This window comes from aff. Roholtiella sp. LEGE 12411 (assembly GCF_015206995.1).
Lineage (GTDB): Bacteria > Cyanobacteriota > Cyanobacteriia > Cyanobacteriales > Nostocaceae > Komarekiella.
On record NZ_JADEXR010000183.1, the window covers coordinates 1 to 11530 of the forward strand.

The 11530-nt window shown below is 42.7% G+C and carries 13 protein-coding genes; 7 read left to right on the forward strand and 6 right to left on the reverse strand.

The window, feature by feature from the left end:
- Positions 1 to 102: 102 nt before the first annotated feature.
- A complete protein-coding gene (locus IQ246_RS25905; protein WP_194006183.1) occupies positions 103 to 1470 on the reverse strand; it encodes a DUF3370 domain-containing protein in 1368 nt (455 codons plus the stop codon).
- Positions 1471 to 1577: 107 nt separating this feature from the next.
- Positions 1578 to 1871: a hypothetical protein gene (locus IQ246_RS25910; protein ID WP_370588541.1), complete on the reverse strand. Its 294-nt coding sequence runs from the start codon at positions 1869 to 1871 to the stop codon at positions 1578 to 1580.
- A gap of 58 nt (positions 1872 to 1929) precedes the next feature.
- On the opposite strand from IQ246_RS25910, the gene hisH reads away from it, so the two are divergent.
- Entirely contained in the window at positions 1930 to 2565 is a 636-nt protein-coding gene (gene hisH, locus IQ246_RS25915) for an imidazole glycerol phosphate synthase subunit HisH (RefSeq protein ID WP_194006184.1), read from the forward strand.
- Positions 2566 to 2690: 125 nt separating this feature from the next.
- The gene (rsmD, locus tag IQ246_RS25920) at positions 2691 to 3263 is read left to right on the forward strand and encodes a 16S rRNA (guanine(966)-N(2))-methyltransferase RsmD (protein WP_194006185.1); all 573 of its coding nucleotides are present in this window, start codon (positions 2691 to 2693) and stop codon (positions 3261 to 3263) included.
- A 197-nt stretch (positions 3264 to 3460) separates the two neighbouring features.
- On the opposite strand, the gene petG is transcribed toward rsmD, so the two are convergent.
- On the reverse strand, positions 3461 to 3577 hold the full coding sequence (gene petG / locus IQ246_RS25925) for a cytochrome b6-f complex subunit V (RefSeq protein ID WP_162398169.1): 117 nt from the start codon (positions 3575 to 3577) through the stop codon (positions 3461 to 3463).
- A gap of 209 nt (positions 3578 to 3786) precedes the next feature.
- Between petG and IQ246_RS25930 the strand changes: the two genes are divergently transcribed.
- The 5 genes from IQ246_RS25930 to IQ246_RS25950 all read left to right on the forward strand — a co-directional run bounded on the left by IQ246_RS25930 (position 3787) and on the right by IQ246_RS25950 (position 9147).
- Positions 3787 to 4161: a cytochrome c gene (locus tag IQ246_RS25930; protein WP_194006186.1), complete on the forward strand. Its 375-nt coding sequence runs from the start codon at positions 3787 to 3789 to the stop codon at positions 4159 to 4161.
- Positions 4162 to 4547: 386 nt separating this feature from the next.
- The gene (locus tag IQ246_RS25935; protein WP_194006187.1) at positions 4548 to 6845 is read left to right on the forward strand and encodes a CARDB domain-containing protein; all 2298 of its coding nucleotides are present in this window, start codon (positions 4548 to 4550) and stop codon (positions 6843 to 6845) included.
- Between the two features lie 269 nt (positions 6846 to 7114).
- Entirely contained in the window at positions 7115 to 7837 is a 723-nt protein-coding gene (locus tag IQ246_RS25940; RefSeq protein ID WP_194006188.1) for a PEP-CTERM sorting domain-containing protein, read from the forward strand.
- Positions 7816 to 8055, forward strand: a complete 240-nt coding sequence (locus IQ246_RS25945; RefSeq protein WP_194006189.1) for a hypothetical protein — start codon at positions 7816 to 7818, stop codon at positions 8053 to 8055. The genes IQ246_RS25940 and IQ246_RS25945 overlap by 22 nt, the downstream gene beginning before the upstream one ends.
- Before the next feature lie 327 nt (positions 8056 to 8382).
- Positions 8383 to 9147: a peptidylprolyl isomerase gene (locus IQ246_RS25950; protein WP_194006190.1), complete on the forward strand. Its 765-nt coding sequence runs from the start codon at positions 8383 to 8385 to the stop codon at positions 9145 to 9147.
- On the opposite strand, the gene IQ246_RS25955 is transcribed toward IQ246_RS25950, so the two are convergent.
- From IQ246_RS25955 to IQ246_RS25965, 3 genes are all read right to left on the reverse strand, one after another.
- Complete coding sequence (locus IQ246_RS25955; RefSeq protein ID WP_194006191.1) at positions 9140 to 10864, reverse strand: ABC transporter ATP-binding protein; 1725 nt, start codon at positions 10862 to 10864, stop codon at positions 9140 to 9142. The two genes, IQ246_RS25950 and IQ246_RS25955, sit on opposite strands and share 8 nt — an antisense overlap.
- 67 nt (positions 10865 to 10931) lie before the next feature.
- A complete protein-coding gene (locus IQ246_RS30660) occupies positions 10932 to 11390 on the reverse strand; it encodes a hypothetical protein (RefSeq protein WP_194006192.1) in 459 nt (152 codons plus the stop codon).
- Between the two features lie 30 nt (positions 11391 to 11420).
- The coding region (locus IQ246_RS25965; RefSeq protein ID WP_194004204.1) for a transposase at positions 11421 to 11530 on the reverse strand (110 nt) is incomplete at its 5' end.

The following is an 11530-nucleotide window of genomic DNA, read 5'->3' on the forward strand; positions in this document are numbered from 1 at the left end:
GGCATGGGGCATGGGGCATGGGGCATGGGAGTTAGAGGTGTACGCAGTTTTTACAAAAATCAAATAGGAATCCTATATTACCCATTACCCATCACTCTTTTTTTACCGTTTTTCAGCCTGGGTTGACACTGTTAATACTTGCGGTGGTGTAGAATCGGGCGGATAGAGGAAGTCTACTTCTACTAAGGAGCGATCGCCTGGTTTTATATTTAATAAAACTAAGGGTTCCCCTGGTTGACCTCTCTTTTGCACCAAATGCATAAACTTGGTTTGTGACTGACCTTGATCATCTTTGTAACGTACCCGCACTGTACCCCTGAAGAAGACTTGACGGGCTGGTGTACTAAAAAAGCGTAAACCAGGTTTTACTAACTGATCCTCTTTTAGTGGCGTTTGCATGGATAAACTCACAGTTTGAGGACTTTGGTTATTGTTATATAGCGGTAACTTGAGACTATATTGAATCGCATAGTTTCCGTGAGCGCGATATGCGGTGTCAGGATAGCGCACCAGCATGGTTGCACTCTGAATTTGACCAGTCCCCAGAGTACCGCCATGCAGTGTACTCAGAGCGTAAGAAAACACTTGGCCAGGTCGTGGAATAGTTAGATACCTAGCTTTAGGGCTATCCACCAAAAAAGCTCTCCACTGGGAACCCCTAGCTACTCCAGCAACACGTCCATACACTCTGGGCTTGCCGATATCTTCCAGGGGTGTAGGGGTTTTATCACGTGGCCCAGCTAAGTCACTATTATCTAGCAAATTTTGCCACTCTGCTAAAGTAGGCGATCGCTCACTACCATAAGGATTTGTGCGTGCAAACATGGCTAGGCTAGCTGCGTAGACAGTACCACTACTCCACAGTCGCATCAATGTAGAGCGACCATTTAAGGGCGGCGTTAGTCCTTGCACGGGAATTGGCAGATTTAGTAACATTTGACTTTGCCCTGGTGGAATTTCAATTTGAGCAGGGAAAATTTCTTGTCGCCTTCCTCTTAAAACATCAGACATGACGCGATCGCCCGGCCCTGCAAAAATTGTACCCAGAAGATTTTGACTAAAAGATGGTAACTGAATAAATGGCGCATCTGGTTGACTTAAATAACTCGCCGCTTGCCAAATGTTTACTTTTACTGGTTGTAAACCAGGGTTGTGCAAAATTATCCCTAGATATAGAGATTGCAAATTCTCTGGTGGTTCAGCTTTAGCAACGTGGTGAGCAAAAATATCAAATCGCCCCCGAAAGGGAAAATTCAGATGCGCCGTTGGCACTTTTTTATTATCTGGTGGAAAGGTAGAGAGTAAAATCCCTTCTTTCAAAACTAATTCTGGACTATTGCTGTTAAACGTTGGTATTGTATCCAGCTTGCCTGGTAAAGGACGCACTTCTTGTGGTTGTACCACTTCTTCAGGCGGTGGTGTAGCAGGAGTTAATTGCGCGATCGGAAAAAATAGTAACAATGGCCACATATCTTTAGATATTTTGTCCTCCAAAAAGACGCTGACAACTTTATATAAGTGCCAGATTGTTAATAATTAATACGAAATCTGCAAGATATCTAGCAAATTTTCTTGATTTACAACCGGAATGTGGACAAAAATACAATCCGTTGTGAGTTGATTTTGACACTTAATTGCCTACGGCTTGCAGCCATTCCACAACAGATGATGCAATCAGGTTGCATTTCATTGATTTTTTCAACTACCTGAGAACTAACAAGCTGCACATCTACGGGTAACTGGCGTAAAAAAGTTAAATCATGGGGGAGCAACTCAAGTTTGGTAACTTCTAGTAATAAATCATCGGAAGAATTTGACTGTTGATCGCTTAACCAAGTGGCAAAAGAAATTAATAGTATTCTTTTCTTCATAACAAATATTATTTAGAATAGAAAAACCCTCCATAATAAATTTACAAGGAGCAGGTAAATGCCAGTAATTGCGGTCGTAGATTACGAGATGGGAAATTTGCACTCAGTCTGCAAAGGCTTGGAAAAAGCTGGAGCAACTCCTAATATTACTTATTCTTCAAAGGAATTAGAACAGGCAGATGCAGTCATTTTGCCTGGGGTAGGAGCATTTGATCCCGCAGTGAAACACTTGCGGGCACGTGGTTTGGAACAACCTATTAAAGATGCGATCGCATCTGGTAAACCTTTTTTGGGAATTTGTCTAGGACTGCAAATTCTCTTTGAATCGAGTGCAGAAGGTACTCAACCAGGACTGGGAATTGTTCCGGGAAAAGTACGGCGGTTTATTCCAGAACCTGAGATTGCCATTCCTCACATGGGTTGGAATCAGCTGCAAGTGACTCAGCCAAAAAGTATTTTGTGGGAGCATTTGCCATCAGATCCTTGGGTATATTTTGTTCATTCCTATTATGTTGACCCAATTGACCCGCAAATCCGTGCAGCAACTGTTACCCACGGTACTCAAACTGTAACAGCTGCGATCGCCTACGAAAACCTGATGGCAGTTCAATTTCACCCGGAAAAATCCTCTAATATTGGATTGCAAATCTTGTCTAATTTTGTTGCTCAAGTCCGCGAAAAAATTGCTGCATAATCCCATTTTGAATTTTATTATTTGTCCTTTGTCCTTTCTCATCTGTCCTTTGTCATTTGTGTTTTATCCTTTGTTAATATCCAATGACCAATGACCAATGACTAATGACCAATGACTAATCAATCATGAGCCTGAGAATTTACGGGAATCGCCAGCTAAAAACTTTACCGGGAAAAGAGACTAGACCCACCAGTGGGCGGGTAAGAGAGGCAGTGTTTAATATTTGGCAGGTAGGAATAGCAGGTTGTCGCTGGCTGGATGTGTGCGCCGGTACTGGTTCAATGGGCGCAGAAGCTTTGTGTAGAGGAGCCAGCTTAGTAGTGGGAATTGAACAATCGAGTCAAGCTTGTGTAATTATTCAACAAAACTGGCGGGCGGTAGCGGATTCCAAGCAAAAATGGAAGGTATTGCGGGGAGACGCAATCCAACAGTTAAAGACCTTATCAGGAAAGCAGTTTGACAGAATCTACTTTGATCCGCCTTATGCTAGTGGTTTATACCAGCCAGTTATAGAAGCGATCGCTCATTATCAACTTTTAGATCCTAGCGGCGAAATTGCAGTTGAACATAACCCCCAAGGTTGGACACCGCCACTGATTTCCACCTGGGAAATTTGCCGCCAGAAAGCTTATGGTAATACAGCTCTCACTTTCTACAAAATTGTGGAATCTGGGGATGAGGGAGATGAGGCAGAGTAATTGTTAAGCATCTTTAATTTACTTCCTCATCTTCCCCACTCAGCACGAACTAAACGCCCCGCTACCGCTAATAGCACTCACTTGTTGTACACAAGCGTAGAGGCTAAAACAGCGGTGAAGGGGTCGCAGTCTTCTCCCAAGAGGAGACGCTAATAAGAGCGATGACGGTTCCCGTCGTTAGTGCAGCGGTAGCGTTTTCACCCCCCTCCCAACTGGTTGTCGCGCTTATATTGCTTATAAGCAGCGTAAAACAGTCCAGCGAGCGTGACCACAATCAAACCAAGGACAATTCCTGAGAGTAGGGGTTCAACCACTGTAAATCTCCTTTTTGCAATTATTAAATATTCGTTTCCTGTTTTTGATTTTACCAAATCCGGCGCAAATCCGCGTCCTACAGCGTTTTTAGACCCCGACTACCGACAACAGAATCCTCTTCTGTGCTTGCAGACACAATCAAGAACTTTTAAGCTATGTGTAGGAAATGAAATCTTTTTAGTACACCTAGACTTTCACAGCAAACCTTTTGGATAACCAGATTACCAAACCTGAAATTCTGATTCAGCGGATCGCTTTGTTGGCTCTGGCGATACTGCTAGCAGTCCCTTTGGGCTTTTTTGGTGTTCAGTTGGTTCGAGCCTCTGATCCCTACGTCAAGAGTGTTCTATCTTTGACAGGAAACCCAGTTCAAGGACACGCTATCTTTCAAATCAACTGTGCTGGTTGTCATGGAATAGAAGCAGATGGGCGAGTAGGACCCAGTTTGCAAGCTGTCTCAAAGCACAAGTCTCGGTATGGACTGATTAATCAAGTGATTAGTGGCGAAACGCCGCCAATGCCAAAATTTCAACCTAGTGTCCAAGAGATGGCGGATCTTTTGAGCTATTTAGAGTCTTTATAGGTTGAATCTGCTCAAAACCGATCGCAACTAAAGACGAAGAAACTCTAGGAAGCGACTGTTTTCTAGAGTTTCTTCGTCTGCAAAGTTATACAAACTACAACTGATAACACTTCACAAAAACTTTATCTTTCTCGAAAGTTTTTTCCAAAATGCTTTCTTTTTAAAGAAATGAGTAATTTCACACTAAGTTTGATTTTAATACACTCAATTAGAATTACACTCTACATTACTTAAGTGATTCTGCTCAAAAAATGTATTAAATAACAGAAATACAATTAGTGTTTTCTGGTAATTCTTTGACAATTTTTATAAATAGCAGAGAGGCTTTTCAAGCTCCACTAATTGCAAAAAACAGATTTTCTAAATAAATCGGAGACAGATTATTTATGGTTAAACCTGATTTGATAGTGTCTTCTGTGACAGCCCCACTACTTGGCTATGTAAGTAACAACATTTATGTGTCCTGGACTGTCATTAACCAGGGTGAAGAGATCACCACTGCTAACTGGTATGACAGCATTTACCTTTCGGATGACGAGTTTCTAGACGACAGCGATCTCTTTGTCACCAGCGTATCTTCAGAAAACAATACACCTCTTGCAGCAGGGGATAGTTATACAACTACCCAGAGTACTTATATTCCCTACGATGCTACAGCGGGTAGCCGCTACTTGTTGTTTGCCACAGATAGAAACAACGACCAGAGCGAAACAAATGAGGATAACAATGTATTTGCTCAACCAATTAACCTAACTGTCTCAGGTGTGGTGATTTCTAATGTCACCGCCCCATCATCTGCGGTGTTGGGTGAGACTATCCGCGTGTCTTGGACTGTTACCAACCAAGGTAATGCGATCGCTTCTTCCAACTTTGATGACGGCATTTACATTTCATATCAACCGTACCTAAGTGGAATTGCACGAGATGACGAATTTTATCAGGTAGGCAGCCGTTCATCAGAAGGGGATACTCCTCTAGCACCAGGAGCCAGCTATACAGCCTACGCAGATATTTACCTTCTCAGTAATAAAGAATCGAGTAATGGGTTGGCTAATACTTTTAACTTTGTAGGCGATCGCTACTTAGGGGTTTACGTTGGTGGCTACAGCTATTACAACCGTATAGGCAGCGAAGGCTTCCAGGCGATACCGATTCAATTGAATGCCCCAAACTTGGTAGTTTCTGATGCCGAAGTTTTAACACCAGCCATCACAGGTGAGACAGTTGATGTGTCCTGGACTGTTACCAACCAAGGAGAATTTTATGCTCCTACTGATTGGTATGATGCTGTTTACTTTTCCACGGACGATGTTTTAGATCTGTATGACGATATTTTAGACAAGTATCAGTATGATTCAAAACTGATAGAGGTGCCGATAGGGGAGCAAACACCACTAGCAGCTGGAGCTAGCTATACACTCAACCAAACCATTACCATTCCCAACAGTATAGGAGGTAGTGGCTACCTGTTGTTTATGGTGGATGCAAATATCACCGATTTTGAATCGGAGAGAACCGGCATCCAAGGCGAAACCGATGAAACAGATAACATCCGGGCAGTGCCGATTAACTTTGCTGGCCCAGATTTTATCGTCGAGAGTGCTACAGCCCCGATATCTGCTGCTTTTGGTGAAACTATATCAGTATCCTGGACTGTCAAGAATCAGGGCAATTCTCCAGCACTTGCTTACTACTGGAGTGACGTAGTTTATCTTTCCACAGACGATGTTCTAGATGACAACGATGTCTCTGTTAAGTATGCTTCAGTAGAAAATAATACTTCTCTGGCAGCAGGAGCTAGCTATACGGTTACTGAGGACATCACCCTACCTAATAGCTTAAGCAGTAACAGTAACTACTACCTGTTGTTTGCTGCAAATAGGAACAACAACCAGGGTGAAACCGATAAAACCAATAATGTGCTAGCTAAGCCAATTTCGTTAGCTATCCTGAGCGCAGGTGTAACAATTGCGGAAACGGATGGCAGCACCAATGTCACAGAAGGCGGAGCAACGGATACTTATACCGTAGCGCTGACTAGCCAACCCACCGCAGATGTGGCGATCGCCATCAATCCCATCTCACAAATTACCGCCGATGTCAATACCCTAACTTTCACTGCTACCAATTGGAATCAGGCTCAGACTATCACAGTGGCAGCCGTGGATGATGATGTTGTAGAAGGCAATCACACCAGCACGTTGACCCTAACGGCAACAAGCGCTGATGCTAGCTACAACAACATTGCAATTAATTCTATAAATGTCAGTATTACAGACAACGATCAGCTAATTAATGGCACGTCAGGACGCGACACCTTAGTTGGCTCCAATGGCACTGACATCATCACTGGCTTCAAAGGCAAAGATATCCTTACGGGTGGTGCTGGTAGTGACCAGTTTGTCTACACAAGTATCCGAGATGCGGGGGATGAAATTACTGATTTTGTGGCTGGTACAGACAAGATTGTCTTGCTCACACTATTCCAAAGCTTGAGTCTCGACAACCTCAACTACGAAAGTGCCACTACACAAGGCCACTTGAGTTTTGGGACTAAAGGCAGCAATACCACCGTGCTCATCGACCCAGATGGCTTAGGGGGTCGGGGTCGTTCCACAACTCTGCTAACGGTGCAAGGTTTAGACCAAGCGACTTTAGCCAACGCCGATAATTTCTTGTTCTAAGTTGTAGCAGCGAGAGTATTTAAGTAGATAGACGTAATTAAATTTAAGATAAAGCTTTTGCTCGTAGTGAGCGATTTATCCTTCTATATAAGGTTTTCAAGGGATAAATCCCTTACTCTAGCTCTGATTTAATTAAGCCCTTCTACTTACCACTCTCACCAAAGCTTTCTTGAAAGAATTTTTTCTTTTCCACTTCCCCAAAGGTATTAGGCGGCTACCACAGCCCACTTTATTTCTTTGCCAAACGTACATCCATAAAAAGGAATTTCATGAAACTTTCCACATTCATCAAACATTCAACTTTCAAGCTAGGTCTTTTCAGCCTTGTGGGCTTTGGAATGACAATAAACACAACTTCTGCTGATGCTATCCAGTTAGATTTTAGTAATTGGCAGCAATTTGGTGATGTTACTACCCCGGCTTTGGGTCAGGCTAATCTATCGAATAATGCTTTACTAGATGATGACTTTCCTCAAAGCGATACAATTTTCAATTATTCCGGTAATCCCGCAGGTCTTGCAAATCCTTTGCCAGATTTGCAAGAGTTTCTCGGCTTAGTTCCTGAAGCTCTGGATATTGAGGGCGATGCATTAGAGGGGTCTGCTATCAAAAATACGGTAACTGTTGCGGCTGGTGATGTCTTGCGCTTTGATTGGAACTTTCGCACGAATGAAACCAGCTACCAAGATTTTGGCTTCTTCTTGGTGGATAAGACGCTAATTAAGTTGGCTGACTTCACTAATGCAACCCAAGCTTCGAGTCCCTTTATTCGGGAAACGGGAATTAATTCTTATGCCTTCAGTCAGCCGGGAACTTACACTCTAGCCTTTGGGGTGGTAGATACAGGTGATTATGTGACTACATCAGCCTTAGAGGTAAGAAATGCCACCATAGAACCAGTTCCCGAACCGGGGACTCTCTTGGGTTCAGTTGCAGCGTTTGGGTTAAGTATGGGTATACGGCGGCGTTTTTGGAAAAAAACTGGAGACTAGCATTAAAACTTGGAGCTTTGAGTTTAGAACTTGGAATTTCAAGCTTAGAACTTGGAGCTTTGAGTTTAGAACTTGGAATTTCAAGCTTAGAACTTAAAGCTTTGAGTTTAGAACTTGGAGCTTTAACTTTAAAACTTGGAACTTTGAGTTTAGAACTTGTAATTTCAAGCCTAGAATTAGGAATTTCGAGTTTAGAACTTGAAATTTCAAGTTTATAACCTGGAATTTTAAGCTTAGGACTTGAAAGTCTACTCTTTCAAGGCAAGTCTACTTTTATCTTTACTTGTGAGCGCAGCTCATGGAGTCTCTTGCAAAAGTCCTTAGTCCCCAGTCTCTAATCCCCAATCCCTATATTTACGTAAAATCTTTGATAAAAACTCACATAACATGTATATTTTAAAGTACGCCGACAAATTAATATTTAATAGTTGCAAAAAAAGAGTTAGCGGGCCTTAACTCGGCGGAACTAATACAAAAGCTCTCACTGAGTGGGCTACAGTATAGCTTCTTTAACAGACCAGTTATTTTTATATGCCCGAAAGCTAATGACTGAAGCGATCCAAATTGGTAATCGTACAATCACACCTAGTGAACTGATTCCCTTACTAGCAAGTTATCAAATGCTGCCACAGTTGCAGCGGGAATTGATCATTGACGAGGCGATTGAGCAAATCTCACACTCCGCAGTAGCACTATTAGAATGTACGCCTGAAGAAGTAACCCAAGCTCAACAACAGTTTTATGCCGAAAAACAGTTAACAACTGATGCTGACATCCGGACTTGGATGGCATATCAAGGATTGACTCCCAATCAACTGGATGCTGTTACTACTCGGAAGCTGAAAATTGAAAAATTTAAGCAAGCTACTTGGGGTAAAAAAGTAGAATCCTACTTTTTTCAGTGCAAATCAAAGCTGGACAAAGTAATTTACTCCCTTATGCGAACCCAGGATGTGGGAATTGCTCAAGAACTCTACTTTCGGATTCAAGCCCAAGAAAATTCTTTTGCAGAAGTGGCGCGAGAATACTCACTCGGGCCAGAAGCCCAAACTGGCGGTTTAGTTGGCCCCATTGAACTGAGCGCATTACATCCGATAATGGTGCAAATGCTTTCTAGCAGTCAACCGGGTCAAATATTGCCCCCGGCTCGTGTCGCCGAGTGGTTTGTGATTGTGCGGTTGGAGAAATTCATCCCAGCAAAACTAGATGAACCCATGAAAGTACGGCTGTTGAATGAACTTTTTGAAACCTGGCTACAGGAACAGCACAAGCAAATTATTTCTACTCAAACTGATACGCTAGCTAACTGAACTGCTGAGCATAAAACCGTGCATAACGACGCTCAAGTGCTAGCAATGCTTCGTGGGTTCCTGATTCGACAATTTGTCCTTGTTCGAGCACTAAAATGCGATCGCATCGCCTGACTGTGGATAAACGGTGGGCAATAATAAATACAGTGCGATTTTGCATCAGTCTTTCTAGTGCTTCTTGTACCAGTGCTTCTGACTGGGAATCTAATGCAGATGTAGCTTCGTCCAGAATCAAGATTTGTGGATTGAGGAGAACAGCACGAGCGATCGCAATTCTTTGTCTTTGCCCACCTGATAAGTTTACCCCACGTTCACCCACCCAAGTATGATAACCCTCTGGTAGTTGGCTGATAAACTGGTGGGCATTAGCAATTTTCGCTGCTTGTGCAACTGCTTCCAAATCAAAGGAGTCTTGTCCGAAAGCAATATTTTGGGCAATTGTCCCGGAAAACATAATGGTTTCTTGGGGAACAATCCCAATTTGTCGCCGCAGACTATGAAATTTGACATCTCGAATATCAATACCGTCAATCAAGATTCGACCAGCTACAGGGTCATAGAAACGCGGTAAGAGATTCACAAAAGTGGTTTTACCAGCACCAGAAGCACCCACAAGTGCGATCGCTTCACCTGGTAGAACCAATAAACTGATATCTTTTAATACAGATTCACCAGGTTTATAAGCAAAAGAAACATCATGATATTCTACTTTGCCACTAACTGGAGGTAGAGCGATCGCATTTCGCTTTTCTACTACCGTCGGTTGAATTGCCATCAATTCAAAAACACGGTCAACGGATGCTTCACCCTGCTTAAATTCGTTGTAGTTGTTGGTAACATGGCCAATGGGGTCAATTAACAGCACTGCTGCGGTTAGATAGCTGAAAAACTCCGCCACCGTTAAGTTGCGTTGGGAAATTTGCCATCCTCCCACAATCAGCAACGATAATGCACTCAAAGCTTCCAGAAACCCAACTACAGGAGTCTGAATCGCTTTGAGCCGTTCCGCCGAGTATTTCGCTTGCAAACTGCGTTCAGCTTCATGACCAAATCGGGCGATTTCGTAATTTTCAGCAGCAAAAGCTTGTACCAAACGGATACCGCTAAAAACTTCCGTGAGAATTGCTGATAAACCCGATACACGATTTTGACTTGTTAAAGAATACTTGCGTAACCGTTCGCCGAACCAGCCAATTAAAATACCCATCAGTGGCGCAACAATCACCGTCGCTAGTGTCAACTGCCAATTTAGGTAAATCATGTAAATTGGAATTGCCAGCAACTGCAAAACGCAGGGGATAAAGTCGTGAAATACTTTATTTACAACTTCGCCAACTCGGTCAACATCTTCTGTGAGGCGGTAAGATAAATCACCTGCTTTTGCTGTTTCAAAATAGCTGAGATTTAGCTTTTGCAGATGAGCGTAAACTTGTTGGCGCAGATGAAAAGCCACTCTTAAAGAAGCTTTCGCCATGTACATATCTTGCACAGACTGAAAAACCCCTCTGATCAGAAATACTAAAGCACAAGTCCCGGCTATTTGGGCGATCGCTACTACATTACCTTGTCCAAAGGGAATTGCCAATTTTCCGGCGAGATTAATTAGCGTTAATGTCGCCAGCACATATCCCACAATCCCAACAAATCCCCTACTGATAGTTTGCCATTGGGGTCGCAGATAGGGCAGCAGTTGCCAGTAATTAGAACGCGTTTTCAAGCTTTAACGTCCACAACGATATTTTTCCTTGTTTGACGCTATCAGCTTTTGGGGAGTTTCTGAACAGTTAACTGATACTGTTATGAGAATTGGTTGGTGCTTCCCAACGTAGTAACTTTGGTAACTGCGACAAGTGGACACCATAGTTAAAAATCCACAAGATCATCTCTAAAATCAATAATTTTTGTACCCAAATTAGTTCTGGTAGGGGATTTAAAAGCGTTAGTCCTTGATATAGTTGCCAGATGCGGTAAGGTAAGTACAAGCAAGGTATCATCACCCACACACAAGAGTGAAATCTCTGCACCGTTAACTTTTCGGATAAAATTTGCAATCCCAGCATCAGAAAATAAGAAGCAAGCACCATCAGTACTTGATGGTAACTCCACCAGACGCCCCACAAAATCATTGTTAACAAGGGAAGTGCCAAACCTAATATTAATACAATCAAGAACCACACTTTAAACCACGCTGGTAGTGGTTCCGGGATGCTGAAAGGCTTAGAATCTCTCCAAACCCAACCCACAAATAACAAAAAAGGGTTCTACCGATCCCCTTATGGAGATTTAACACTAAAGTGCCAAGATAATAGGCAGCGCAATCGAAAGTTTGCGAAATTACGAAAGCCATAACCTAGCCTTTTAATCAGCTTCAACTTATTGTTAA

Bases quoted from the DNA above. Each gene is read 5' to 3' on its own strand.
- IQ246_RS25935 (WP_194006187.1), top strand. From the start codon at position 4,548: ATGGTTAAACCTGATTTGATAGTGTCTTCTGTGACAGCCCCACTACTT.
- IQ246_RS25940 (WP_194006188.1), top strand. From the start codon at position 7,115: ATGAAACTTTCCACATTCATCAAACATTCAACTTTCAAGCTAGGTCTT.
- hisH (WP_194006184.1), top strand. From the start codon at position 1,930: ATGCCAGTAATTGCGGTCGTAGATTACGAGATGGGAAATTTGCACTCA.
- IQ246_RS25905 (WP_194006183.1), bottom strand. From the start codon at position 1,470: ATGTGGCCATTGTTACTATTTTTTCCGATCGCGCAATTAACTCCTGCT.
- rsmD (WP_194006185.1), top strand. From the start codon at position 2,691: ATGAGCCTGAGAATTTACGGGAATCGCCAGCTAAAAACTTTACCGGGA.
- IQ246_RS25950 (WP_194006190.1), top strand. From the start codon at position 8,383: ATGACTGAAGCGATCCAAATTGGTAATCGTACAATCACACCTAGTGAA.
- IQ246_RS25910 (WP_370588541.1), bottom strand. From the start codon at position 1,871: ATGAAGAAAAGAATACTATTAATTTCTTTTGCCACTTGGTTAAGCGAT.